This is a genomic window from Acidovorax lacteus (assembly GCF_039540375.1).
GTDB lineage: Bacteria > Pseudomonadota > Gammaproteobacteria > Burkholderiales > Burkholderiaceae_C > Acidovorax_G > Acidovorax_G lacteus.
Genome location: NZ_BAABEX010000009.1, coordinates 95,118 through 120,636, shown reverse-complemented (window position 1 = coordinate 120,636; position 25,519 = coordinate 95,118). Strand labels below are relative to the sequence as shown.

The following is a 25,519-nucleotide window of genomic DNA, read 5'->3' as shown; positions in this document are numbered from 1 at the left end:
TGCCCCGCCTGCAGGCCGAGGCTGCGCGCGACCCGCAGCCGGACCTGCACATCCGCGGGGACAAGGAAGTGCGCTACGAGCGGGTGGCCCAGGCCATGGCTATGGCCCAGCGGGCTGGCGTGCGCAAAATTGGCTTTGTGACCGAGCCGCAGTAAACCCTGGCGGTTGCGCCAGGGGGGCGAAAGCCTGCGTGCAAAGCTGAGCGGTGTGCCGGGAGTGTGTCTGGCCAGATGTCGGACTGAACGCCCCGGGCTACTGCTGGGCTGGCACCGCCGCAGAGCCGGCCAGGATGCCCCCGTCCACGTGAAACTCCGAGCCGGTCACGTAAGCAGATTCGTCCGAAGCCAAAAACACGGCCAGGCTCGCCACCTCGTGCGGTGTACCGAACCGGCGCAGCGGCGTGTCGGCCACCATGGCCTGCATCGTCGCCTCCCGGTCTGGGCCTGTGCCCAGAATCGGCTCCCACATGGGCGTGAGGATGGCTGCCGGGTGGATGCTGTTGCAGCGCACAGGCAGCCTTTGCTCGGCGCAGTAGAGCGCTACCGATTTCGTGTGGTTGCGCACCGCAGCCTTGCTCGACGCGTAGGCGGCCGCAGCCGGGATGCCGACGATGCCTGAACGCGACGAGATGTTGACGATGGAGCCGCTGGTGCCCGTGGGGAGAAGGCGCATGGCGCGCAGGGCATGTTTGCAGCCCAGAAACACGCCGTCCAGATTGGTGGCGTGCACGCGCCGCCATTCTTCCAGCGATGCGTGTTCAGGGTCGTGCAGCGCTCCCTGCTCAAGCCCGGTGATGCCTGCATTGTTGACCAGCACGTGCAGCCCGCCATGTTGCGCAAGCACCTGCTGCATGGCCGCTGCCCAGTGGTCCTCGTCTCGCACGTCGAGTGCGAGCCACGGCATGCCCAGGGTCTCGGCCGTCTGCCGCAGCAGCGCCTCGTGGATGTCGGTCAGGATGACCGTCGCGCCCTCCTGCGCCATCGCCTGCGCAATGGCAGCCCCGATGCCTTGCGCGGCGCCTGTGACGAGGGCGACCTTGTGATGCAGCCTTGTCATGCGTGTCTGTTTCCTTGGCGTGTGAAGAGTGTGCAGATGGTGACGGCTTACCCGGCGCGGGCGTTTGCAGCAGGGGCATCGCCGGCACATCCGCCAACGGGCCTGCTGCAGGCAGCGCAGGCTTGTGTCCATATGCTTTCCGTACGCCGTTCGGGTTAGGCTCGTGGCATGGAGTCCAGCAAGTGCACCGGTGTCATTTTTGCAGTGCTGGTTTGGTCCGCCTCCGGAGTCGCCATGCTTGCGCTGGAGACGCGGCTCGATCTTGCCAATCTTTCCATGGTGCTGGTGGTGGCCTCGGCGCTTTCGTCCCTCTGGCTGCCCGGGTGGATCAGCGCAGTGATCAGTGCCGTGGCGGTATTGGCCTTCAACTGGTTTTTCATTCCGCCGAAGTTCACCTTCAACGTCGATCTGCAGCAAAACGCACTGCTGCTGGTGGTGTTGCTGCTGGTGAACTGGATCATCGCAGGGCTGGTGATTCGCCAGCGCCGCCTGACCGAGGCGGCGCGTCAACTGGCCACCCGCGAAGCCCGGTTGCGCCAATGGGGCGACACCCTGCGGGACGCGAGCAACCCGGCGGCCCATGCCGCTGCCTTGTGCGCAGCCCTGGAAGAGGCCACAGGTCGCGCGGTGGTCGTGTCCGTACGGCACACGCTCGGTCAGCCATCCGGGGACCCAAGGTCGCTGCTGGTCGGGGCTCCAGACGACGAGCAGCGCGCGGGGCTGGCGGTGTGTGAGCGTGAAGGCCGAGCGATCGGAGCGGGCACCGGACGCTATGACCAGCTGGACGACGTGTACCTTCCCTTGCGTGGCCGCGGCGTCACCCTGGGTGCCGTGCTGATTGCAGGTCTGGGGCACCGTCCAGAGGGGGAGGCGCTGCGTTCCCATCTGCAGGCGTTGTGCGATCAGATGGGCAGCGCCTTGCACCGTTCGCTGATGGGGGCCCAGGAACAGCTGGCACGCGAACAGGCGCAGTTGCAGGCCACTCGCAGTGCCTTGCTGGCGGCCATCTCGCACGACTACCGCACACCTCTGGCCACCATCATGGGGGCCGCATCGGCCCTGCGCGAGCAGGGAGCGCGTCTTGCCGCCGATCAGCGCGAGCGGCTTGCGGCGGGCATCGTCGAGGAAAGTGAGCGGCTGGCGCGGCTGACCGACAACACCCTGCAGCTGGCGCGTCTGGACGCGCCCGAGGTCCGTCTGCGCTGCGACTGGGAGTCGGCTGAGGAGCTGGTGGGGGCGGTGCTGCGGCGTGTGCGGGTCCGACCCGAAGGCAGCCGGGTGCGCGTGCAGGTGGCACCCGACTTGCCGTTGCTGTGGTGCGACGCGATGCTGGTCTCACAGTTGCTGGACAACCTGCTGGACAACGCCCTCAAGTACTGTCCGGGCGATTCGCCGGTGGAGCTGCAGGCGACATGCGATGCAGAGTTTGTGACGCTGGTGGTCAGCGACCGCGGACCTGGGATCTCTGCCGCTTGGCGCGAGAAGGTGTTCGAGGTGTTTCAGCGTGGCGAGACAGCGCTCTCTGCGTCCCATGCAGACCGTGACCGCGGCGCAGGTGTCGGCCTTGCCGTGTGCCGTGCGATTGCCTGGGCCCACCATGGCGAGCTGTTGTTGCAGGATCGGGAAGGGGGTGGCTGTCGGTTCGAATGCCGCTTGCCCTGGCATTGCGATGGACAGGGGCCAGCGACCCCGATGGCACCGGAGGCGCACGCATGAGCCGACGCGTGCTGCTGGTGGAGGACGACCGCGTGCTGCGCGGCGCGCTGCGCGAGGCCTTGCTGGTCGAGGGTTACGACATCCGTACCGCTGCCAGTCTTGCCGACGCCCGGGCCCAGTGGCAGCATGCGTTGCCCCATGACCGCATCGATCTGGTGCTGTTGGATCTGGGTTTGCCGGATGGGGATGGCCAGGCGTTGCTGGCCGATCTGCGCCGCACTGGCAACACCCCTGTGATCGTGATCTCTGCCCGCGAAGCCGAAGGGCAGAAGATCCGCATGCTGGACGACGGTGCCGACGACTATCTGGTCAAGCCATTCGGCATTGGAGAATTGCTGGCGCGCATGCGTGTGGCGCTGCGTCGCCGTGGCCACTTCAGCGAGCCTGCGCTGCTGCACTACCAGCACGGCCCGCTGGAGGTGGACCTCAGAGCCCGGCGGGTGCGCCTGGACCACCAGGATGTGCACCTCACGCCCACCGAATACGCCCTGCTGGCCAGGCTGGTGCGGCAGGCGGGCCAGGTGGTCACGCACCGCCAGCTGCTCACCGACGTCTGGGGCCCGGAGCACACCGAGCAGACCCATTACCTGCGCCTGTACATGGGCCAGCTGCGCGCCAAGCTCGAACACAACAGCGCCGACCCCCAGCACCTGCTGACCGACCCGGGGGTCGGCTATCGCCTGGCGGAGCCGGATGCCAGCGATTGAAAGGGCGCAGGGACTTATGCGTTGCTGATGCGCTGCAAGGCATCGTGGCCACCTTGTTCAGCCACGGAAACCTCATGCAAACCCCAGAGACAGCAACGCCGCGCACCTCAGCCTCTCAAGGCGCGGGCCGACAGGGACTCGGCGCACTCACGTTAGCGGCTATCGGTGTCGTCTATGGTGACATCGGCACGAGCCCGCTTTACACCGTCAAGGAAATCTTCGCTCCACACACGGGCGTGCCGCTGGATGCGCCGCATCTGATCGGGGCCGTCTCGACCATTTTCTGGGCGTTGATGCTGGTGGTGACCCTGAAGTACGTCATCCTCATCCTGCGTGCCGACAACCATGGCGAAGGCGGTGGGTTGGCCCTGACGGCGCTGGCTGCACGCGCGGTGGAGGATCGCCCGGCCTTGCGCCGCGGTCTGCTGCTGCTGGGCGTGTTTGGCGCCACGCTGTTCTACGGCGACAGTCTGATCACCCCCGCCATCTCGGTGCTCGGGGCCATGGAGGGGCTGGAGGTGCTGACCCCCGCACTCAAGCCGTACGTGGTGCCCGCCAGCGTGGCCATCCTGATCGGCCTGTTTCTGGTGCAACGATTCGGGACAGCGGTGGTGGGGCGCTTCTTTGGCCCCATCATCGTGCTGTGGTTCAGCGTGCTGGGGGGCGTGGGGCTGTGGCACATCGCACAGCAGCCCGCGATCCTGGCCGCGCTGAATCCGCTGCACGCATGGGACTTTCTGTCTGCGCGCGGCTGGCACATGTTTGTGGCGGTGGGGGCCATCGTGCTGGCCTTGACGGGCGCAGAAGCGCTGTACGCCGACATGGGGCACTTCGGGCGCAAGCCGATCCAGATCGCCTGGACCACCCTGGTGCTGCCAGGTCTGGCGCTGAACTACCTGGGGCAAGGGGCGTTGCTGATGGGCGATCCGTCCGCGATCCAGAATCCTTTCTATCGCCTGTTCCCCGAGGCGTGGCTACTGCCCGCACTGGTGCTGGCCACCATGGCTGCCATCATCGCGTCCCAGGCCGTCATCTCCGGTGCGTATTCCCTGACCAAGCAGGCGATGCAGATGGGGTTTCTTCCGCGCATGCGGGTGCACTACACCAGTGCCCGTGAGATGGGGCAGATCTACATGCCAGGGGTCAATTGGGCGCTGCTGGCTGGCGTGCTGGCGGTGGTGCTGTTCTTTGGCAGTTCGTCCGCCCTGGCCAGCGCCTACGGCATTGCCGTGACCCTGACGATGATGATCACCACCATGCTGACCTACTTTGTGGTGCGGGAAGGCTGGCGCATGCCCGCTCCCGTGGCCCTCGGAGCCACCGCATTCTTTCTGTTCATCGATGCGCTGCTGGTGGCGGGTTGCGCAATCAAGTTCATGGATGGCGGCTGGTTCCCGCTCACGCTGGGCCTGGTGCTGTTTGTGCTGATGAGCACGTGGCGGCGCGGCCGCGAGCTGGTGATGGCCAGCATCCGCCGCGAGGGCGTGTCCTTGCAGGAGTTCATCGATCAACTCGACCCCCGCAGCGTGAACCGGGCCGAGCGTACCGCCATCTATGCCGTAGCAGACCCGCAAACGGTGCCCCAGGCGCTTTTGCACAACCTCAAGCACAACCAGGTGCTGCACGCACGCAACGTGATCCTGACGGTGCGTTTTCAGGACGTCCCCTGGGTGCCCATGGACCGACGGGTGGTTGTGCATGCGCTGGGCCGTGGCTTCTGGCGGGTGGAGGTGAACTATGGGTTCATGAACACGCCCGATGTGCCCAAGGCCCTGGAGCTGACGGCTTCACACGGGTTGGCCGTATCGCTGTTCGAAAGCAGTTTCTTTTTGAGCCGCGAAACCGTGGTGCCTTCGCCCGGTGGAGGCATGGCCCGCTGGCGCGAAAAGCTGTTTGCCACCATGAGCCAAAACGCCGGCGGGGTGGTGGAGTTCTTTCGTTTGCCCAGCAATGCGGTGGTGGAACTGGGCACACGGGTCTCCATCTGACGCTCCGCAGGCGCTGCCTGGCGGCCGCATCCCGGCATGGGCCCTCCAAGGTCAAGCCTCGCAAGGTCGGCAGGCGGTACGGGGTGACTTGATGCCAAATAGGCCTGTAGCCCAGCATATTCAAGCACGACAAGCTATCAAAAATGTAGCAATTGACGGCGCCTGGCGGACAGGGGTGGCGGGTGCGATGGTCGCAGATGGGCCATGCGCAGGGCAGCGCCTGCAGGCCGCCAACGGCCCGACGCCGAGGGGTGGCCGACTGTGCGAACCGGCTGTTCCCTGGCGTGCGGCCCAGGCCCGTGCCGCGGCAGAGGCCAGACCTGGGTCAAGGCTGCGGCCGAAAGTCCTTGCAGCCCAGTGCGGTGCGTCGCTACGATGGACTCGGCCACTGTCTGGCTTGGCCGTACGCCCGCCCCATCCTATGCAGCTTCAGCCCTCTCCCACGCTCCAGGCGGTGTTCCAGCACGTGCCCGATGCGGTGTTCCTCATCGATCCCAGCACCTCGCTCATCCTCGACTGCAATGAGGCCGCCCTGGCGCAGGTGGGGCTGACGCGCGACGAGATCGTCCAGCACTCGGTGCTGAGTCTGCAAAAGGACGTGGTGGGGCCCGAACAGTGGGCCAGCATCGCGCAGGCCATTCGCGATGCGCCCGGCTACTACTTTCTCGGGCGGCATCGGCACAGTGGCGGGGGCGAGGTGCCGGTGGAGGTGCACACCAGCTGCTTTGCGCACGAGGGCCGGGAGCTGTTTCTGTCGGTGGCGCGCGATATCACGCAGCGCGTGGCGCTGGAGCAGGAGCAGGCCGCGCGCGATGTGCAGCTGCGCTACGCGCTCACCGATGCCACCGACGGCCTCTGGGACTGGAACCTGCCCACCGGCGAGGTGTTTTTCAGCCCGCAGCTCAAGCGCATGCTGGGCTATGGCCCCCACGAGATGGCGCCGCACCTGAACACCTGGGTGGACAACGTGCACCCCGACGACACCGCCTGGGTGCAACGGGTGCTGCACGAGCATCTGGACGGCCTGCGCGAGCGCTACGACGTGGAATACCGGCTGCGCAACCGCAATGGCCACTACATCTGGGTGCACGACCGCGGCCGCGTGTGCGACCGCGACCCGCAGGGCCAGCCCACGCGCATGGTCGGCATGGTCGAGAACATCACCGACCGCAAGAACGCCGAACTCGCGCTGCAGGACATCGCATCGCACGATGTACTGACCGGCCTGCTCAACCGCCGCGAATGCGAGCGCGTGCTGCACCAGCAACTGGAGCTGTGCCGCCGCCTGCAGGTGCCCATGGGCCTGTGCCTGTTCGACCTGGACCACTTCAAGGAGGTCAACGACCGCTTCGGCCACAAGGTGGGTGACGAGGTGCTGCGCGAAGTGGCGCGCGTGGTCAAGTCGCAGGTGCGCAGCACCGACCATGTGTTTCGCTGGGGCGGTGAGGAATTCCTCATGGTCTGCGCCGACATCGGCCTGCACCACTTGGTATTGCTGGCCGACCAGCTGCGCCGCACGCTTGAGCAGACCGTCTGGCCCGACCTCGACTCCTTGGGTCGCGTGACCTCAAGCTTCGGCGTGGCCGTGTACCCCGACCATGGCCTGAGCGTGGAAGAGCTGTTCATGTCGGCCGACTCGGCGCTGTATCGCGCCAAGGCCAACGGCCGCAACCGTGTGGAGTGCGCCGCGCCGCTGTACCCCCTGCAAATGCCGCCGATGACGGCGGCCCCTGCTTTCTAAACGCCCCACGCCCCGCGATGCGTGGCTGTCAGGGCCGTGGCGTGAGCCCGAGAAAGTGGTCGAGCATGTGGAAATGGTCTTCAAAGAACTCCGCTTCGCGTCCCGCCAGCGCAGCCAGTGGCACCCACTGGGCATCGCGCGCATCGTCGTCGGCCTGCACGGCGGGCAGCGCCATGTCGCCCAGGTCGATGTAGTGGGCGTGCGTGATGGTGCGCCCGCGCTGGCTGCGGTCGGGGTGGTCAAACACTTTCACGTCGCGCAGGCCAGCCCGCAACTGCGCTTCGGGCACGGCGCAATGGGTCTCTTCGCGCAACTCGCGCACGCACGACTGCCACAGCGTTTCGCGTTGTTCGATAAAGCCTCCGGGCACGGCCAGCAAGCCCTCGCCCGGCGGATGGCCGCGCCGGATCAGCAGCACATGGTCCTGGCAGCGCAGCACGGCGTCCACGGTGACAAACACCGGCGGGTACGGGGCCTGCGACCAGGCCTCGCGCGCAGTGCGCAGGGCCTGCCATTCAGTGCACAGCCGCACATAAGCGCCGCGGCTGTCGGGCGCGTGGGCAAAGGACTGTAAAAACGCCCAGGTGCTTTCGGGCATCTGCGGGCGCCAGGGGGCCAGCGCGGCCTCCAGCCCATCGGGCGGGGCGCCCAGGTAGGCCTCCCGGATGCCGGTGGCGTCTGTGCTGCCCTGGCGCGGCAGGGCCAGCAGCGCCCAGCCGGGAAAGCGGTCCAGGTAACTGCTCGTGGCGTCCTTGAAGTGCCCAACCAGGGCCACGCGGGCCCCGGGCGGCACACAGCCGGCCACTTGCCGCCGCACCGCCTGCACCCAGACGGATTCGTTGTAGTAGTCGCGCACCGGCAGCACTTTCAGGCGCTGCTGCACTGCATCCGGCAGCGCGCCGCGCAGCATGGCCTCGCGCTCCTGCCAAGTAAAGGGGTTCTTGGGCGAGCGGGCCTGCCAGGCCGACCCCATGACGACGATGACCTGCGGGGCGTGGTCCAGGGCGTGTTGCAACAGGGCCACATGGCCGTGGTGCACGGGCTCAAAGCGCCCGATCAGGATGGCGGTGTCGAACATGGCAGAGGTGGCGCACGATGGCCATCACAACAGAAACGGTGGCTGCGATTGTGCGCGAGGCCTCGCGTCCGGGTACGCAGCGCGGGCCGCTTTTTGCTGGACGACCGTGGGCAAATCTGGCACAAAGCCGGGCGCTACCCGCGGTGTGGTGGCACATCACAACCACGGAGCGAGAGGGGCCGATGTCATTGCGGATCAAGTTCAACCTGGTGCTGGCGGCCGTGCTGCTACTGGCTGCGGCCGGAGCCGGCTGGTATGTGCACCGGTTTCTGGAAGAAACCGCCATCGAGGAGGTGCGCCACAACTCCCAGGTGATGATGCACACGGCCATGGCAATTCGCGACTACACGACCGAGTCCGTCAAGCCCCACCTGGACCCGATGCTGGCAGAGCGCTTTTTGCCGCAGACTGTGCCGGCCTACGCCGCCACCGAAACGCTGCGCCGCCTGCAGGCGCGCTTTCCGGGCTACGAGTACAAGGAGGCGGTGCTCAACCCGACGAACCCCCGCGACAAGGCCAACGAATGGGAAGAGAAGGTTGTGCAGGGCTTCCGGGAGGGCCGCACGCCGCTGCAGCAAGAGGTGTCGGGCGTGGTAGGCGAAGGCGTGCACCGCGCGATGTACGTGGCCCGGCCCATCACGATCAAGCAGCAGCAATGCCTGGCCTGTCACAGCACTCCCGACATCGCACCGCCCAGCATGCTGCAGGTGTACGGCGACAAAAACGGCTTCGGCTGGAAGCTCAACGAAACCGTGGGCATCCAGGTGGTGAAGGTGCCGATGTTCTACCCGCTTGAAAAGGCGCGGCAGACCTTCTACACCGTGATGGGGGCGCTTCTGGCGAGCTTTCTGCTGCTGTTCGCGGTGCTGAACCTGTCGCTGTCGTCGCTGGTGATCGAGCCCATGGCGCGTCTGAATCGCAAGCTCGAAGACCTGGCCACCAAGGACTTCCTCACCGATCTGGTGAACCGCCGCCGGTTCTTTGAGCGGCTGGAATCCGAGATGGCCGAGACCCGCATCCGCAAGGGGCATCTGTCGGTGGTGATCTTCGACATCGACTTCTTCAAGCGCATCAACGACACGTTCGGGCACGACTCGGGCGATGTCGTGCTCAAGAAGACAGCGCTGCGCGTGCGGGAGCTGCTGCGCTCTTCGGACTGCGCGGCCCGCTTTGGCGGCGAGGAGTTCATCCTGCTGCTCAAGGAAACGCCTGTGGAAGCCGCCATGGCCATTGCCGAGGCGGTACGCGCCCGCATTGCCGGCACGCCGTTCGACGCGGTGGGCCATGTCAGCGCAAGTTTTGGCGTCGCCACCTGGAACCACGAGGAAGACAGCCACGCGCTGATCAAGCGCGCCGACACCGCGCTCTACCAGGCCAAGGCCAGCGGCCGCAACTGCGTGGTGCGGGCGCAGGACGCAGCCTGAACCGCCGCTGCATGCGCTGGGGGTGGCGGCAGCAGAACGCTGCCCCAGCAGGCAGCGTCGAAGCGCCACAGCACCGTACAAAGCGGCGGCGCGCCGAGAACGGCAGTGCCCGGCGCAGGCAGCTTGCTGGCGGGCCGTGCCCCTGCTTATGGCACTCACCGGCACCTTCCTGGGCGGTGTGCCCGGTGCCCGCCCCATGCGCGAGCGTGGCCTTCACAGGCCGGCTGCTGCACGCGGTGCAGCAGCCTTGTCCGTACCGTGGTCTTCGCTCACATCGCGGGCGCGATATGAACCACGCCCGAAGACCGATACCGCGCTGTCTGCGCGGCGGGCTTACAGCCCGGCTGCTGCCCGCAGGGCCGCAGCTTTATCGGTCTTCTCCCAGGTGAACTCGGGTTCTTCGCGGCCGAAGTGGCCGTAGGCTGCGGTCTTGCTGTAGATCGGGCGCAGCAGGTCCAGCATCTGAATGATGCCCTTGGGGCGCAGGTCGAAATGCGAGCGCACCAGTGCGGCGATCTGCTCGTCGGGGATCACGCCCGTGCCTTCGGTGTACACCGTGATGTTCATGGGCTCGGCCACACCGATGGCGTAGGCCACCTGGATCTGGCACTGGCGCGCCAGGCCTGCCGCCACGATGTTCTTGGCCACGTAGCGCGCAGCGTAGGCGGCGCTGCGGTCCACCTTCGTCGGGTCTTTGCCGCTGAACGCGCCGCCGCCATGCGGGCAGGCGCCACCATAGGTGTCCACAATGATCTTGCGGCCCGTCAGACCGCAGTCGCCCTGCGGGCCGCCAATCACGAAGCGGCCCGTGGGGTTGATCAGGTAGCGCGTGTTCTGCAGCCACTCCTTGGGCAGCACCGGCTTGATGATTTCCTCGATGCAGGCCTCGTAAAAGCTGGCCTTCATCTTGGTGGCCGTCTCGCTTTGGTCGGGGCTGTGCTGGGTGGAGAGCACCACGGTGTCGATGCTGTGCGGCTTGCCGTCCACGTAGCGCATCGTGATCTGGCTCTTGGCGTCCGGGCGCAGGAAGGGCAGGCGGCCGTCCTTGCGCAGCTGGGCCTGGCGCTCGACCACGCGGTGGGCGTAGTAGATGGGCGCGGGCATGAGCTCGGGCGTTTCGTCACAGGCGTAGCCGAACATCAGGCCCTGGTCGCCCGCGCCGATGTTCAGGTAGTCGTCGCTCGCGTGGTCCACGCCCTGGGCGATGTCGTTGGACTGCTTGTCGTAGGCCACAAGCACCGCGCAGCCTTTGTAGTCAATGCCGTATTCGGTGTTGTCGTAGCCGATGCGCTTGATGGTGTCGCGCGCGACCTGGATGTAGTCCACGTGCGCGTTGGTGGTGATTTCACCGGCCAGCACAACGAGACCGGTGTTGGTCAGTGTCTCGGCGGCCACGCGCGAGCGTGGGTCCTGGGCAAAGATTGCGTCGAGGATGGCGTCCGAGATCTGGTCGGCCACCTTGTCGGGGTGGCCTTCGGACACCGATTCGGACGTGAAGAGAAAGTCGTTCGCCATTTGAATAAACTCCTGTGTTCCGGCATTTGGGGCGCCGCCCTGACTCGGTAGGAGCTTTGGCGAACGCTTTAGCAGTTTTATTTACCGTCGCCCTGCAAGTTGCTCAGTTAACTCAGCGACGCTTTCATTTTAATGCCAGTCCTCTTCCGTCTCTTGTCCCGCTGCCCGTTGGGGTTGCTCCACGCCCTGGGTGCGCTGCTGGGTTGGGTGGTGTTCGCGGTCTCGGGGGTGTACCGCCGCCGCTTTCTGGCCAATGCCCGGCAGGCGGGCTACCGCTTTGGCGCGGTGGCGGCAGCCGTTGGGCACGCCGGGCGCATGGCGGCCGAGCTGCCGCGCCTGTGGCTGGGTGCGCCCGTTCCGTGCCGCATCCGGAACGCAGAGGCCATTGAGCCTGTGTACGAGCGCGGCCAGGGTGTGCTGTACCTCACGCCGCACCTGGGCTGCTTTGAGATGTCGGCTCAGGGCATCGCGCGCCAATGGGGCGAGCGCCGGGGGCCGATCACGGTGCTGTACCGGCCGGCGCGTCAGGCCTGGCTGGCCGACCTCATGCGCACGGCGCGCAACCGCCCGGGCATGCTGGCGGTGCCCACCAATCTCATGGGCGTGCGCCAGATGATCAAGGCCCTGCGCCGCGGCGAGGCCGTGGGGCTGCTGCCCGACCAGGTGCCGCCGCAAGGGCAGGGCGTGTGGTCGTCGTTTTTTGGCCGCGAGGCCTACACGATGACACTGGCGGCCCGACTGGCCTTGCAGACCGGCGCAGCCGTGGTGCTGGTGCGCTGCGAGCGCCTGCCCCGGGGCCAGGGCTACGAGTTGCACATGCGCGCGCTGGACGAGCCGCTGGCGGCCGACCTGGACGCCGCCGTGCACCAGATCAATGCCGCCATGGAGTCGCTGATCCGCGAATGCCCGGACCAGTACCTGTGGGGCTACGCGCGCTACAAGCAGCCGCGCGACGAAATGCCGATGCAGGAGCAGGCGGTATGACGGGGCGGCTTGGCGTGTGGTTCATGGGCGTGCTGGCGCGCTTGCCGCTGCCCGTGCTGCGCGCACTGGGTTGGCTGATCGGCGAAGTGCTGTTTGTGCTGGCTGCGCCACGCCGCCGCGTGACCTTGCGCAATCTGGCGCTGTGCTATCCGCAGGTGCCCGAGGCGCAGCGCCGCCGCTGGGCGCGCCAGAGCTTCGTCGCGTTTTGCCAGACCTGGCTGGACCGCAGCTGGCTCTGGAAGGCTCCGGCCGAGGTGGTGCTGTCGCGGGTGAAGCTGCAAGGGGCGCTGCACGAGCTCGACGGCGATACGCCGACCATTATTTTTGCGCCGCATTTCTACGGCATGGACGCCGGCGGCTCGGCGCTTACGCTGCACACCGATCGGGCCTTCACCTCGATCTTTGCCACCCAGCCCGACCCGGCGGTGGATGCGTGGATCCGCGCGGGCCGCCAGCGCTTTGGCAACGTGCGCATGCTCAACCGTGGCGATGGCGTCAAACCCATCCTGAGCGGGCTGCGCCAGGGCGGGCTGCTGTACCTGCTGCCCGACATGGACTTCGGCCCGGCGGATTCGCTGTTTGTGCCGTTTTACGGCCACCAGGCGGCCACCGTGCCTTCGCTGTCCCGCTTTGCGCGGCTGGGGCGGGCCAAGGTGATCACCATGGTCACGCGCATCACGCCCACGGGCTACGTGGCCGAGATCTCGCCCGCCTGGGCCGACTATCCGACCGACGACGTGGTGGCCGACACCGCGCGCATGAACGCTGAGCTGCAGCGCGAGATCGACGTGGACCCGGGCCAGTACTACTGGGTGCACAAGCGTTTCAAGACCCGCCCGTCCGGCGAACCCTCGCCCTACGCCTGAGGCTGCGCCTGCGTGCGGCGCCGGGGCGTTTCAAGCCAAATTGACTGCTCGTGCTTGAAAATCAAGCACGAGCAGCTATTAAATTAATAGCGTCATTGGCCCTGGAGAAAGCGGCCGATCTCGTACGCAATGCGCTCGGGCTCTTCGTGCACGATCCAGTGCGAGGCGCCGGGCACCGGGCGCACCTGCAACTGCGGGATCCAGTTGTCCAGGCCTTGCAGCAGTCCGGGCCGAAGCGCCGGGTCGTCCATGCCCCAGACCACCAGCGTCGGCACCTGCACGGTGAGCATGCTGTCCGGCAGGCTCACGGCCTGGGCGGCCGGGTCGCCGTCGCGCGGCGGGCGCAGCGGGCTGGCGCGGTAGTAGTGGCAGGGGCCGGTCAGGCCCTGCTGCCACACGGCGCGGTACTGCGCGCGCACCGCCGGGGTCAGCCAGGCCGGAGGCTCGCCCGCCGGGTTGTCGAAAAAGCCGAACAGCCGCCGGAAGTCGTCCTCGGCCAGGAGGGCTTCGGCGTCGGGGCGGCAAAGAAAATGCATGTACTGGCTGGCCGCCTGCTGGGCCGGGTCGGACTGCAGCTCGCGCAAAAACGTGCCCGGATGCGGCGAGTTGACGATGGCCAGGCGCGCCATGCGTGCGGGCTGCTGGTTGGCGAAGTTCCAGGCCACGGCGCCGCCCCAGTCGTGCGCCACCAGGCAGGCCAGCGGCTGCTGGGGGCTGAGCGCATCGGCCAGCGCGGCCAGGTCTTGCACCAGGTGCTTGGCGCGGTAGGCCTCCACCGCCGCGGGCTTGGACGAGGGACCAAAACCCCGCAGGTAGGGGGCCACGCAGTGGTAGCCGCCGTGTTCAGGGCGCGCAAAGTGCAGCAGCAACTCGTCCCAGATGAACGCGCCTTCCGGGAAGCCGTGCAGGAACAGCATCACCGGCCGACCGGGCAGGCCCGCGGTGCGGCAGGCCAGGTCGATGCCGTGGGGCAGGGAGACAACGCGCTCTTCGATGGTCACGGGGGCACTCCAGGGTGCGGCCCGGTGCGCGGGGTGCGCCGGTCAGCCGCGGGCTTCGGGGGGCGGCGCTTCGGCCGCCGGGGCCGCGGGCGCATCCGGTGATTCGCTGCCCGCAGGCTCGGCCGCAGGCGGCTGCACCGGATGCGACCACTGCCACAGCAGCTGCGCCACGTCTTCCACGCCCTGTTTCTTCAGGGCCGAGAACATCTTCACCTCGCCCCCGCCGGCCTGCAGTCGCGTAATCGACAGCACCTTGGCCTGCTCCGAGCGCGTGAGTTTGTCGGCCTTGGTGAGCAGCACCAGGAATTTGAGCCCCTGCTCCACGCGGGGGCGGATGACTTCGAGCAGGGCTTCGTCCAGCTCGGTCAGGCCCAGGCGCGGGTCGCACAGCAGCACGATGCCCGTCAGGCTTTCGCGGCTGACGAGGTAATTCACCATCACCTGCTGCCAGCGCTGCTTGTCGGTGCGCGACACGGCCGCGTAGCCGTAGCCCGGCAGGTCGGCCAGCACCGCGTCGGTCACGCCCTGCTTGCCCAGCGAGAACAGGTTGATGTGCTGGGTACGCCCGGGCTTTTTGGAGGCAAAGGCCAGCTGCTTTTGCTGGGTAAGCGTGTTGATGCAGGTGGATTTGCCCGCATTGGAGCGGCCCACGAACGCAATCTCCGGCACCGTGATGGGCGGCAGGTGGTGCAGCTGGGCCGCGGTGGTCAGAAAGCGCGCCGTGTGCATCCAGCCGAGGGCCGTGCGGCCGTCCGGCACAGAGGGAAGCGCGCCGGCCGCGGCCGTGCTGGGGGAAGTCGTCATGGGGAATTGGGTGCAGAGGGAGCGTCATTGTAGAATCGCGAGGTTTTGCGCACCTCAACCTGACCCACGATATGAAGTTGCTCGCCCCTCTGCTGATGGCTGCCGCGCTGGCAGCGCCCGCTTTCCCGGCTTTCTCCGCAGGTGCGGCGCCCACCGTGGCCAAGCCCGACCTGGCCAAGGGCGAGGCAGCCTACACCGCCATGTGTGCGGCCTGCCATGGCGCCGATGGCAATTCGTCCATCGTGGCCAACCCCAAGCTCGCGGCCCAGCACCCCGAGTACCTGGTCAAGCAGCTGCAGGAATTCAAGTCCGGCAAGCGCAACAACGCGGTCATGAAGGGCTTTGCTGCCGGTCTGTCGGACGCCGACATGCGCAACATCTCGTACTGGCTGGCCTCCAAGCAGATCAAGCCGGGCTTCGCCAAGGACAAGGCCCTGGTGTCGCTGGGTGAGCGCATCTACCGCGGCGGCATCGCAGACCGCCAGATTGCCGCCTGCGCGGGCTGCCACAGCCCCAACGGCGCCGGCATTCCGGCACAGTACCCGCGCCTGGGAGGCCAGCACGCCGATTACACCGAAGCCCAGCTCAAGATGTTCCGCGACGGCAGCCGCGGCAACAACCTGCAGATGACGCAAGTGGCGGCCAAGCTGAACGACCGCGAAATCAAGGCCGTTTCCGACTACATCGCCGGCCTGCGCTGATCGGCCCTTGCCGCGACGGAGGCCCGGGAGGCACTCCGCACGGAACCAACCGCCAATAATCATTCCTAACGGGCGGGTCCATCGAAACGATGGTCCCGCCCTTTTTCTTGCTCGCTTTTGAGCCTTTTGTTTCTGTCATGTCTGACTCCACCCAAGGCGTTCGCATCCAGTCCGGCTCCCAGGCCCTGCGCTCTGGGATCGAGCTGCTGTCCTCGATGCGCTTCGCGATCTCGCTGCTCACGGTGATCTGCATCGCTTCGGTGATTGGCACCGTGCTCAAGCAGCACGAACCCGCGGTCAACTACGTCAACCAGTTCGGGCCGTTCTGGGCCGAGCTGTTTGGTGCACTGCAACTCAATGCCGTGTACAGCGCCTGGTGGTTCCTGCTGATCCTCGCGTTCCTGGTGATCAGCACCTCCCTGTGCATTGCGCGCAACACGCCCAAGATCCTGGCCGACCTGCGCGTTTACAAGGAAAACATCCGCGAGCAGAGCCTCAAGGCCTTTCACCACAAGGCCGAGTCCGATCTGGGCGAAACGCCCGAGGTCGCGGCACGGCGCATTGGCGGTTTGCTGGCGTCGGGCGGATGGAAGGTGCGCCTGCAGCAGCGCGATACCGCGGCGGGCCCGGGCACAGGCTGGATGGTGGCGGCCAAGGCCGGTGCGGCCAACAAACTCGGTTACATCGCTGCGCACAGCGCCATCGTGCTGGTGTGCGTGGGCGGGCTGCTCGACGGCGACCTGATCGTGCGCGCCCAGATGTGGTTTGGTGGCAAAGAGACCTACAACGGCGGCGGTCTGATCGCCGACGTGCCGGCGCAGCACCGCCTGTCGGACCGCAATCCGACCTTCCGCGGCAACCTGCTGGTGGCCGAAGGCACGCAGTCGGGCACGGCCATCCTCAACCAGTCGGACGGCATCTTGCTGCAGGAGCTGCCGTTTTCCATCGAGCTCAAGAAGTTCATCGTGGAGCACTACTCCACGGGCATGCCCAAGCTGTTTGCCAGTGAAATCATCATCCACGACCGCCACACCGGCGAGAAGATTCCCGCGCGCGTGGAGGTGAACCACCCGGCCAGCCACCGCGGCATCGAGATCTACCAGTCGAGCTTTGACGACGGCGGCTCTCTGCTCAAGCTGCGGGCGGTGCCCATGAAAACCGGTGGCAAGGGCTTTGAAGTCGAGGGCACCGTCGGTGGCTCTACGCAGCTCACCAACGGGCTGGGCGACGAGACGCTCACGCTCGAATTCACCGGCCTGCGCACCATCAACGTTGAAAACTTTGCTGACGTGCGCGGGCCGTCGGCCACAGACGTGCGCTCGGTCGATCTGCGCAGCTCGGTGGAGGCCCGCCTGGGTGCCGCCAACAAAACCGTGACCAAGAAGGAGCTGCGCAACGTGGGCCCGAGCGTGACCTACAAGCTGCGCGACCCCGCTGGCCAGGCCCGCGAGTACCACAACTACATGCTGCCGGTGGACATGGGCGATGGCGTGCCCGTGTTCTTGCTGGGCGTGCGTGAGACACCCTCCGAGCCCTTCCGCTACCTGCGCATTCCGGCTGACGAACAGGCCAGCAAAGAGGGCTTCCTGCGCCTGCGCGCGGCCTTGTCGGACCCGGCAGCGCGCGAGCAGGCCGTGCGCCGCTATGTGCGCCAGGCCATCGAAGCCGACCGGCCCGACCTGTCGGAGCCGCTGTTCCAGTCGGCGCTGCGTGCGCTCACGCTGTTTGCCGTGGGGTCGGGCGACGGCCAGGGCGCGCCGGGCGGCTTGCAGGCAATTTCCGACTTCATGGAGGCGAATGTGCCGGCCGAAGAGCGCTCGCGTGCTGGCGAGGTGCTGGTGCGCATCCTCAACGGTTCGCTGTTCGAACTGGTGCAGCTCACGCGCGAGCGGGCCGGCCTGGCGCCGCTTGAGCAGACCGACCAGACGCGCGCGTTCATGACCCAGGCCGTGCTCTCGCTCAGCGATGTGCAGGCCTATCCCGCGCCCGTGGCGTTTGAGTTGCGCGACTTCACCCAGGTGCAGGCCAGCGTGTTCCAGGTGGCCCGTGCGCCCGGAAAGAACGTCGTCTATCTGGGGTGTTTCTTGCTGATCGTCGGCATTTTTGCCATGCTCTATGTGCGTGAACGCCGCGTCTGGGTGTGGTTGACCCCCCAGGGTGCGCAGGCGCACGCCACCATGGCCCTTTCCACCAACCGCAAGACCCTGGACGGCGACCAGGAGTTTGTGCGGCTTGCGGACAAACTGATCGGGGCCACCCCCCAACGAGGCAGCAACGCATGAACACCGCCACCCAGACTCTTTCCCTCAACGAGGGCTATTTCGCGCGCCGCAATGCCACCGACTGGCTGTTTGCCCTGGCCTTGCTGCTGGGCGGCGGCTTTGCGCTGCAGCGCTACGGCATGCACATGGACGTGTACGAGAAGTCCATCCTTGTCGGTACCGTCCCCACCCTCATCTGGCTGGGCTGGTTCTGGCGGCCGCTGCGCATGCTGATGGCCGTGGTGGCTGTGTGCTCGCTGGGCGCCATCGGCCTGTACCAGCAGGACGGCGCAGGCCAGCTGGCGCGTGCCGACAGCGTATTCCTGCTCAAATACTTCCTGTCCAGCCAGTCGGCCATCCTGTGGATGAGCATGCTGTTCTTCATGAGCACCGTGTTCTACTGGATCGGCATCTTCTCGCGCGGCGAGGGCCAGACCATGGGTTCTCTGGGCGCACGCATCGCGTGGGTGGCCACCGCCATGGCGCTGATTGGCACCATGGTGCGCTGGTACGAAAGCTACCTGATCGGCCCGGACATCGGCCACATTCCGGTGAGCAACCTGTACGAAGTGTTCGTGCTGTTCTGCTGGATGACGGCGCTGTTCTACCTGTACTACGAAGAGCAATACGCCACGCGCGCACTCGGCGGCTTCGTGATGCTGGTGGTGAGCGCGGCCGTGGGCTTTCTGCTCTGGTACACCGTGGTGCGCGAAGCCCACGAGATCCAGCCGCTGGTGCCCGCCCTCAAGAGCTGGTGGATGAAGCTGCATGTGCCCGCCAATTTCATTGGCTACGGCACGTTCGCGCTCGCTGCCATGGTGGCCTTTGCCTACCTGATCAAGTTGCAGGCCAGTGAAACGCGCTGGTACAAGCTTGCGCCGCTGTGGCTGCTGGGCGTGGTGCTGTGCTTCGAGCCCATCGTGTTCCGCCAGGGCGCAGGCGAGGCGCGCAGCGACTACTGGATGGTCTATTTCGGCGTGTCCGCACTCATCGTGGCGGGCATCCTGCTGGGCCGCAAGCGCATTGCCGCGCGTCTGCCCTCGTTCGAGATCCTCGACGACGTGATGTACAAGTCCATCGCCGTGGGTTTTGCATTCTTCACCATCGCCACGGTGCTGGGCGCGCTTTGGGCGGCTGAGGCCTGGGGCGGCTACTGGAGCTGGGACCCGAAGGAAACCTGGGCGCTGATTGTGTGGTTGAACTACGCAGCCTGGCTGCACATGCGCCTGATGAAGGGGCTGCGCGGCGCGATTTCGGCCTGGTGGGCGCTGGTGGGCCTGGCGGTTACCACCTTCGCCTTCCTGGGCGTGAACATGTTCCTGAGCGGCCTGCACAGCTACGGCTCGCTCTGATGACGCGCTGGCGGGTGCTTCGGGCGCCCGCCGTAGCCGTGCCACGCGGCCTGTGGCGGGCGCGGTTCTGGCAAGGCTTGCTCGGGCTTGCGCCAGCCCGACGGCAAAAATATCGCACCGGGTGTAACCTGTTCGTTCACGGAACGAATTAAGCGTCACGGGGATCGCATCCGCATCCTCTGCGACCTTTGCCGGAGACACCCATGCTCATTCCCAAGCGCGATACGGGCTTCCAACACCCCGTCCCTTCCGAGATCACACCGCGCGCGGTGTACGAACAGCGGCGCCAGATGCTGCGCCTCATGGCGGGCGGTGCTGCCGGCGCGGCCATGGCCTCCTGGGCCGCGCGCGATGCGCTGGCCGCCACCGCGCGCCCGGGCAAGCTGGCGGCGCTTGCGGCCACTCCGTCAACCCTGGCGGGTGCGCAAACGGTGGAAAAGCTCACCGGCTATCAGGACGCGACCACCTACAACAACTTCTATGAATTTGGCACTGACAAGGCCGATCCGGCGCGCAATGCCCACACGCTCAAGACCCAGCCCTGGACGGTGGAGGTCGAGGGCCTGGTGAAGAAGCCCGGCAAGTACGGCATCGAAGACCTGCTCAAGCTCAGCGCGCAGGAAGAGCGCATTTACCGCCTGCGCTGCGTGGAGGGCTGGTCGATGGTGATTCCGTGGATCGGCTACTCGCTGTCCGAGTTGCTCAAGCGCGTGGAGCCTCTTGGCAGTGCGCGGTATGTTGAGTTTGTGACGCTGGCCGACAAGACCATGATGCCCTACCTGGGCTCGCGCGTGATCGACTGGCCCTACACCGAAGGCCTGCGACTCGACGAGGCCATGCACCCGCTGACGATGCTGGCCTATGGCATGTACGGCGAAGTCATGCCCAACCAGAACGGCGCGCCGGTGCGCCTGGTGGTGCCCTGGAAGTACGGCTTCAAGAGTGCCAAGAGCATCGTGCGCATCCGTCTGACGGAGCGCGAACCGGCCACGGCCTGGGTCAAGGCCGCGCCGCAAGAGTACGGCTTCTATTCCAACGTCAATCCGACGGTGGACCACCCCCGCTGGAGCCAGGCCAACGAGCGCCGCATCGGCGAAGACGGGCTGTTTGCCAAGAAGCGCAAGACGCTGATGTTCAACGGCTACGAGCCGCAGGTGGCGTCGCTGTATGCGGGCATGGACCTGAAGAAGTTCTTCTGACATGGCCCGGCCCCAGGCCCCGCAGCGTGCGGCCCACGCGGGCTGGCGGCAGGCGTTGCTGCACCCGGCCGCCAAGCCCTTGGTCTGGCTGGTGTGGCTGGCCCCGGCGGCGTGGCTGGTGGCCGCCGCTGTGCTCGACCGCCTGGGCCCGAACCCGGCGGAGGCGCTGATCCGCGACACTGGCGACTGGGCCCTGCGCGCGTTGTGTGTGGCGCTGGCGGTCACGCCGCTGCGGGTGCTGACGCGCACACCGCAGCTGGCGCAGTACCGGCGGCTGCTGGGCCTGTTCGTGTTCTTTTATGCCAGCCTGCATCTGGCCTGCTACGCCACCTTCGACATGGGGCTGGACCTGGGCGAGTTGCTGCTCGACGTGGCCAAGCGCCCGTTCATTCTGGTGGGCATGCTGGCCTGGCTGCTGCTGGCGGCGCTGGCGGTCACGTCGCCGCGGCGCGTAGCCCGCGCCCTGGGGGGGCGGCGCTGGCAGGCGCTGCACCGCAGCGTATATGCCGTGGCGGTGCTGGCCGTGCTGCATTTCTTGTGGATGCGCGCAGGCAAAAACCTGGTGGGCGAGGTGGCGGTGTACGCCGCTGTGCTGGGCGGGCTGCTGGGCTGGCGGCTGTGGCAGCGCCTGCGGCCTCCCAGGATGGTCGCTTAGGGCTGTTTGCTATGCTATTGATAGCGGCTCGTGCTTGGTTCTTAAGCACGAGCAAGCAATTTGACGCGTGTTTTCGGGACCAGTTCAGGCCCCCACAGCCCGCAGCGCGGGCCGCATCTGCCGTGTGACGGGGTCGATGTAGGCGGTGGGAAGCTGGTAGGCGCGGTCGTCGAACAGGTCGATGCCGCACATCAGGCTTTCGATCCAGTCGAAGAAGTCCTGGATGGCCGGCTTGCCCAGAATCGGCGCACCATGCTGCGGCACCAGCATCGCAATGTCGAGCTGGCGCGCCATGCGCACCCACAGCCGCAGGATCTTGTTCGACACCATGTAGCGGCGGTGAAACCCTTCCATACGCGGAATATGGGGCTTGAGGTCCGTGATGGGCTTCTGCGCTTCGGTGCCCGACATCAGCGACACCCCCAGGTCCCCGGTGAACAGGATGCGGCTGACCGGGTCGTAGAAATGGAAATTGCCTTCCGAGTGCATGAAGTGCGCGGGCAGCAGCACCAGCTCGTGCCGACCCAGGGGCAGGTGTCCGCCACTGTCGGGCACCCCGATCACACGGTTTTCTGTCTTGCCCACCTTGGTGAAGTGCGGCGCAAAGCGCTCCCACACGCGCGAGATCACGAGCGAGGCCTTGGTGCTGGTCATCCAGCGGTCGAGCGAAGCGATGATGTCTGGATCGGCGTGCGAAGCGATCAGGTACGAGAGCTTGTGTGGCGGGAAGTGCTTGGTCATGCCCATGAACAGCTCGTTGAACGCCAGATTGCCGCCCGGGTCGATGATGGCGCCCGTGTCGTCGTCCACGATCAGGAACTGGTTGGCCTGCACCGCCTGGCCGTCCTCCTCAATGAGGTCGGTGAACATCAGGCAGGCGTGGTTCTTGTCCCGGTAGAGTTCGATGGCCATGGCAGTACAGGTGCAGGGTGGAAAGGCACCGACTGTAGGTGGCGTTCACAGGCAGGAGCTTGATGGATATCAAGCTCTGCGCGCTCTGTGCAACCACGGAGCGGTTGTGGCTGCTTGGCCACGCTGCGGTGGGCGGTGCCGACCCGTTGCGGAACGCGGGCGGGCGCACCACGCACCTGCGGGGCGCCGGTTCTCTCCGGTACCGTGGGCTGGCTTCAGCGCGGCGCGCTGGCGGGGACCGCAGGTGTGGCTGGGGCGGGCGCGTTGCGTATGGGGTCCAGCGTCTGCGGCAGGGTGGCGCGTTGGGCCGCTTCGGGCCCTTGGGGCAGGTACAGCGGGCCCCGCTGGCCGCAGCCGCCCAAGGAGGCCCCCCCGGCAACGAGGATACCGGCCGTGACTAGAATTCGCGCAGCTTTGGACATGCCCGGATTCTAATGACCGACCTCGAATTCATGGATCTTGCCGAGCGCCTGCTGCGTGCCGTAGAGGCAGGCTGCGATGCGCTCAACGACGAGACCGACGCCGACATCGACAACCAGCGCACCGGGGGCATGGTCACGCTCACCTTTCCGAACCGCAGCCAGATCGTGATCAACCTGCAGCGCCCGCTGCACGAGGTGTGGATGGCGGCCAAGTCTGGCGGTTACCACTACCGTCATGTCGAGGGCACTTGGCGCGACACCAAGGGCGGTGATGAGTTCTTCGCCGCGCTCAGCCGTGCGGCCTCGGAGCAATCGGGACTGGACCTGCAGTTCCACCCCTGAGTCCGCCTGAAGCCGGCTGCCCATGCGGGCCCCTGCGTGTGCACAGAAGGGAGCCCCAACGGTACGCGTGTGGGGCCTGGGTGGGAGCAAAGGGCGGTCAGGCAGGCGCACCGGACGCCAGAGCGACCGATAGGCTCGTGGTGTCGTGTCCCGGTACAGCGGCGCGCTTCGGCGGCAGCTGGGCGTAAAGGCTTGGCGTCCGGTGCGCGTCCAGCGCCCTTGTCATGCAGCCCTAGCAACACGCTCCGCGTACGGCACACGGGCGCGTTGCGAAGCCTAGTTGCGGAACAGCTCCAGAATGCGGTTGCGTTCCTCGGCGGGCGGAGGTGCGGCGGGTGCCACCGCCGGTGCGGAGCCACCCGGGGCGCGTGCATCTTCCATGCCCAGGCTGGAGACGCCGCTGTTGCGCGCGTACTCCTCATAGAACCATTCGCCGCCGATGTTCACCACGCCTTCTGGCACGGGCTGTTCCATCACGGGCACGCCCTTGAGGGCTTTTTCCATGAACGAGATCCAGACCGGCAGGCTCAGACCGCCGCCCGTCTCGCGGCTGCCCAGGTTGCGCGGCGTGTCGTAGCCGATCCAGGTCACGGCCACCACAGTCGGGTGAAAACCGGCAAACCAGGCGTCCACGGAATCGTTGGTGGTGCCAGTCTTGCCGTACAGATCGGGGCGCTTGAGGGTGGCTTGCGCACGCGCGGCCGTACCCGAGCGGGTGATTTCCTGCAGCAGGCTGTTCATGACAAAAGCGTTGCGGGGCTCGATGGCGCGGGGTTGATCGGCCAGCACCGGGGGCGTGACTTCTGACAGCACCCGGCCCTTGTGATCCGTCACGCGGCTGATCAGCCAGGGGTTGATGCGGTGGCCACCATTGGCAAACACGGCGTACCCAGTCGCCATCTGCAGTGGCGTGACCGAGCCTGCGCCCAACGCCATGGTGAGGTACGCCGGGTGCTTTTCGGCTTCAAATCCGAAGCGCGTCACCCAGTCTTGCGCTGTCTTGGTGCCTACCGACTGCAGCACCCGGATGGACACCATGTTTTTGGATTTGGCCAGGGCCGTGCGCAGCGTCATCGGCCCGTCGAACTTTCCGTCGTAGTTTTTGGGTTCCCAGGGCTGGCCGCCGGTCACGCCCGCATCGAAGAACAGTGGCGCGTCGTTGACGAGCGTGGCTGGCGTGAACCCCTTTTCTAGTGCGGCCGAATAAATGAAGGGCTTGAAGCTCGATCCTGGTTGGCGCCAGGCCTGCGAGACGTGGTTGAACTTGTTCTTGTCGAAGTCGAAGCCACCCACCAGCGCACGGATGCCGCCAGTTCGAGGGTCGAGCGCCACAAATGCGCCTTCGACTTCCGGCAACTGGGTGATCTCCCAGGTGTTCTTGGGCGTGCGCACCACGCGGATCACCGCACCGCGGCGGATCCGGATATTGGGCGCAGCCTTTTCGCTCAGCCCGGACTGAGCGGGCTTGAGACCCTCTCCCGTGATCTCGACCGTGTCCCCGTTGCTTCGGGCCGCCAGAATGCGTTTGGGCGAGGCCTCCAGCACCACAGCAGCCATGACGTCACCGTTGTCAGGATGGTTGGCCAGCACGTCGTCGATCATTTCTTCCGCTTCAGCGGCGGCAGCCGGAAGCGTCACGAAGCGCTCTGGTCCGCGGTACTGCTGGCGCCTTTCGTAATCCATGATGCCTTTGCGCAGCGCGATGTAAGCGGCTTCCTGCTCGCCAGCATTCAGTGTGGTGTACACGTTCAGGCCGCGTGTATATGCTTCGCTGCCGTATTGGTTGAAGATGAGCTGGCGCGCCATTTCGGCCACGTACTCTGCGTGCACACGGCTGGTGTCCGGGCCGGTGCGGATCTTGAGCTCTTCCTTCTTGGCGGCCGCGGCCTGCTCGGCCGTAATGAAGCCGTTGTCCTCCATGCGGTCGATGATGTGCAGTTGCCGGATACGTGCGCGCTTGGGATTGCTGATGGGGTTGTAGGCCGAGGGCGCCTTGGGCAGGCCCGCGAGCATGGCTGCCTCGGCAATGCTGACGTTTTTAAGTGGTTTTCCAAAATAGGCTTCGGACGCGGCAGCAAATCCGTAAGCCCGATTACCCAGAAAAATCTGGTTCATGTAAATCTCAAGAATCTGGTCTTTCGTGAGCAGATGCTCGAGTTTGAATGTTAGTAATATTTCGTAAATTTTCCGGGTAAATGTTTTCTCTGAAGAGAGATACACATTGCGCGCCACCTGCATGGTGATGGTGGATGCGCCCTGGCTTTTCACCCGGCCCAGGTTGGCCAGCGCCGCGCGCACCATGCCCTTGTAGTCGACGCCTCCGTGCTGGAAGAAGCGCGCGTCCTCAATCGCTAGGACTGCGTCCTTCATGACCTGCGGTATCTCGTTGATCGGCGTCAGGTTTCGCCGCTCTTCCCCGAATTCACCCAGGAGTGCACCTTCGGACGAGTACACGCGCATAGGCAGCTTGGGCCGGTAGTCGGCCAGATCGGAGACATCGGGCAGGTTGGGATAGGCCACGGCCAAGGCCACGGCCACCGTTAGCAGCACGGCCAGAACCGCCGCAGTTCCAAGACCTACACCCCAAGCGACCAGGCGGATCATCCAGCGAAGCCACACGGGGCGCTGGCTCGACGTGGCGCCAGAGCGGTCGTCTGGGGAGGTTTTCTTGGGGGAAGAGGGGGCGCGCGACATACCGCTCCAGTGCTAGAGATTGGGCATTATAAAAATCCCTTGGGTTTGCCTCTCTTGCGCAGGTCTGACCCGGCGCATTTTCGGTCCGCAGCCCCTCATTC

Annotated in this window: 22 protein-coding genes; 14 read left to right on the top strand and 8 right to left on the bottom strand. The window is 66.2% G+C overall.

Translation table 11 applies throughout. The annotated features are described in order from the left end of the window. On the top strand, window positions 1-155 hold a 155-nt coding region (locus ABD866_RS08025), incomplete at its 5' end, for an ExbD/TolR family protein (RefSeq protein ID WP_345063034.1). A gap of 97 nt (window positions 156-252) precedes the next feature. Here the strand turns inward: ABD866_RS08025 and ABD866_RS08020 are convergent. Next, window positions 253-1,056, bottom strand: a complete 804-nt coding sequence (locus ABD866_RS08020; protein WP_345063015.1) for a glucose 1-dehydrogenase — start codon at window positions 1,054-1,056, stop codon at window positions 253-255. Between the two features lie 168 nt (window positions 1,057-1,224). Here ABD866_RS08020 and ABD866_RS08015 point away from each other — a divergent pair, with 168 nt between their 5' ends. The 4 genes from ABD866_RS08015 (at window position 1,225) to ABD866_RS08000 (ending at window position 7,208) form a co-directional block, all read left to right on the top strand. Further along, window positions 1,225-2,772: an ATP-binding protein gene (locus ABD866_RS08015; protein WP_345063013.1), complete on the top strand. Its 1,548-nt coding sequence runs from the start codon at window positions 1,225-1,227 to the stop codon at window positions 2,770-2,772. Further along, window positions 2,769-3,479 carry a response regulator gene (locus ABD866_RS08010; RefSeq protein WP_345063009.1) on the top strand — a complete coding sequence of 237 codons (711 nt, stop codon included), beginning with the start codon at window positions 2,769-2,771 and terminating at the stop codon, window positions 3,477-3,479. The genes ABD866_RS08015 and ABD866_RS08010 overlap by 4 nt, the downstream gene beginning before the upstream one ends. 74 nt (window positions 3,480-3,553) lie before the next feature. Beyond that, window positions 3,554-5,467, top strand: a complete 1,914-nt coding sequence (locus tag ABD866_RS08005; RefSeq protein WP_345063006.1) for a potassium transporter Kup — start codon at window positions 3,554-3,556, stop codon at window positions 5,465-5,467. 421 nt (window positions 5,468-5,888) lie between these two features. Beyond that, entirely contained in the window at window positions 5,889-7,208 is a 1,320-nt protein-coding gene (locus tag ABD866_RS08000) for a sensor domain-containing diguanylate cyclase (RefSeq protein WP_345063003.1), read from the top strand. Between the two features lie 28 nt (window positions 7,209-7,236). Here the strand turns inward: ABD866_RS08000 and ABD866_RS07995 are convergent, their stop codons facing one another. Beyond that, the gene (locus ABD866_RS07995; protein WP_345063000.1) at window positions 7,237-8,286 is read right to left on the bottom strand and encodes a bifunctional nicotinamide-nucleotide adenylyltransferase/Nudix hydroxylase; all 1,050 of its coding nucleotides are present in this window, start codon (window positions 8,284-8,286) and stop codon (window positions 7,237-7,239) included. A 182-nt stretch (window positions 8,287-8,468) separates the two neighbouring features. On the opposite strand from ABD866_RS07995, the gene ABD866_RS07990 reads away from it, so the two are divergent. Further along, window positions 8,469-9,710 carry a diguanylate cyclase gene (locus ABD866_RS07990; protein WP_345062998.1) on the top strand — a complete coding sequence of 414 codons (1,242 nt, stop codon included), beginning with the start codon at window positions 8,469-8,471 and terminating at the stop codon, window positions 9,708-9,710. A gap of 333 nt (window positions 9,711-10,043) precedes the next feature. On the opposite strand, the gene metK is transcribed toward ABD866_RS07990, so the two are convergent. Next, window positions 10,044-11,225 carry a methionine adenosyltransferase gene (gene metK / locus ABD866_RS07985; protein ID WP_345062995.1) on the bottom strand — a complete coding sequence of 394 codons (1,182 nt, stop codon included), beginning with the start codon at window positions 11,223-11,225 and terminating at the stop codon, window positions 10,044-10,046. Window positions 11,226-11,357: 132 nt separating this feature from the next. Here metK and ABD866_RS07980 point away from each other — a divergent pair, with 132 nt between their 5' ends. Beyond that, window positions 11,358-12,209 (top strand): lysophospholipid acyltransferase family protein, encoded by an 852-nt coding sequence (locus tag ABD866_RS07980; protein WP_345062992.1) that lies wholly within the window; start codon window positions 11,358-11,360, stop codon window positions 12,207-12,209. After that, entirely contained in the window at window positions 12,206-13,075 is an 870-nt protein-coding gene (locus tag ABD866_RS07975) for a lysophospholipid acyltransferase family protein (protein WP_345062989.1), read from the top strand. Before ABD866_RS07980 ends, ABD866_RS07975 begins: the two co-directional genes overlap by 4 nt. A gap of 92 nt (window positions 13,076-13,167) precedes the next feature. Here ABD866_RS07975 and ABD866_RS07970 read toward each other — a convergent pair whose 3' ends face one another. Next, a complete protein-coding gene (locus ABD866_RS07970; RefSeq protein WP_345062986.1) occupies window positions 13,168-14,076 on the bottom strand; it encodes an alpha/beta fold hydrolase in 909 nt (302 codons plus the stop codon). 42 nt (window positions 14,077-14,118) lie between these two features. Then, entirely contained in the window at window positions 14,119-14,880 is a 762-nt protein-coding gene (yihA, locus tag ABD866_RS07965; RefSeq protein ID WP_345062984.1) for a ribosome biogenesis GTP-binding protein YihA/YsxC, read from the bottom strand. A gap of 71 nt (window positions 14,881-14,951) precedes the next feature. On the opposite strand from yihA, the gene ABD866_RS07960 reads away from it, so the two are divergent. The 5 genes from ABD866_RS07960 to ABD866_RS07940 all read left to right on the top strand — a co-directional run bounded on the left by ABD866_RS07960 (window position 14,952) and on the right by ABD866_RS07940 (window position 21,048). Beyond that, a complete protein-coding gene (locus tag ABD866_RS07960; protein ID WP_345062982.1) occupies window positions 14,952-15,581 on the top strand; it encodes a c-type cytochrome in 630 nt (209 codons plus the stop codon). Window positions 15,582-15,718: 137 nt separating this feature from the next. Further along, a complete protein-coding gene (locus tag ABD866_RS07955; protein ID WP_345062979.1) occupies window positions 15,719-17,863 on the top strand; it encodes a cytochrome c biogenesis protein ResB in 2,145 nt (714 codons plus the stop codon). Further along, window positions 17,860-19,194: a c-type cytochrome biogenesis protein CcsB gene (gene ccsB / locus ABD866_RS07950; RefSeq protein WP_345062976.1), complete on the top strand. Its 1,335-nt coding sequence runs from the start codon at window positions 17,860-17,862 to the stop codon at window positions 19,192-19,194. Before ABD866_RS07955 ends, ccsB begins: the two co-directional genes overlap by 4 nt. 203 nt (window positions 19,195-19,397) lie before the next feature. Next, a complete protein-coding gene (gene msrP, locus ABD866_RS07945; RefSeq protein WP_345062973.1) occupies window positions 19,398-20,393 on the top strand; it encodes a protein-methionine-sulfoxide reductase catalytic subunit MsrP in 996 nt (331 codons plus the stop codon). 1 nt (window position 20,394) lies between these two features. Further along, window positions 20,395-21,048 carry a protein-methionine-sulfoxide reductase heme-binding subunit MsrQ gene (locus ABD866_RS07940; RefSeq protein WP_345062971.1) on the top strand — a complete coding sequence of 218 codons (654 nt, stop codon included), beginning with the start codon at window positions 20,395-20,397 and terminating at the stop codon, window positions 21,046-21,048. Between the two features lie 84 nt (window positions 21,049-21,132). Here ABD866_RS07940 and ABD866_RS07935 read toward each other — a convergent pair whose 3' ends face one another. Together ABD866_RS07935 and lptM are read right to left on the bottom strand one after the other, a co-directional pair. Further along, window positions 21,133-21,960 carry an oxygen-binding di-iron domain-containing protein gene (locus ABD866_RS07935; RefSeq protein ID WP_345062969.1) on the bottom strand — a complete coding sequence of 276 codons (828 nt, stop codon included), beginning with the start codon at window positions 21,958-21,960 and terminating at the stop codon, window positions 21,133-21,135. A 215-nt stretch (window positions 21,961-22,175) separates the two neighbouring features. Then, window positions 22,176-22,382, bottom strand: a complete 207-nt coding sequence (gene lptM / locus ABD866_RS07930; protein WP_345062966.1) for an LPS translocon maturation chaperone LptM — start codon at window positions 22,380-22,382, stop codon at window positions 22,176-22,178. A gap of 12 nt (window positions 22,383-22,394) precedes the next feature. Here lptM and cyaY point away from each other — a divergent pair, with 12 nt between their 5' ends. Beyond that, window positions 22,395-22,724: an iron donor protein CyaY gene (gene cyaY, locus ABD866_RS07925; RefSeq protein WP_345062962.1), complete on the top strand. Its 330-nt coding sequence runs from the start codon at window positions 22,395-22,397 to the stop codon at window positions 22,722-22,724. A 276-nt stretch (window positions 22,725-23,000) separates the two neighbouring features. Here cyaY and ABD866_RS07920 read toward each other — a convergent pair whose 3' ends face one another. Continuing rightward, entirely contained in the window at window positions 23,001-25,328 is a 2,328-nt protein-coding gene (locus tag ABD866_RS07920; RefSeq protein ID WP_345063032.1) for a penicillin-binding protein 1A, read from the bottom strand. Window positions 25,329-25,519 lie beyond the last annotated feature (191 nt).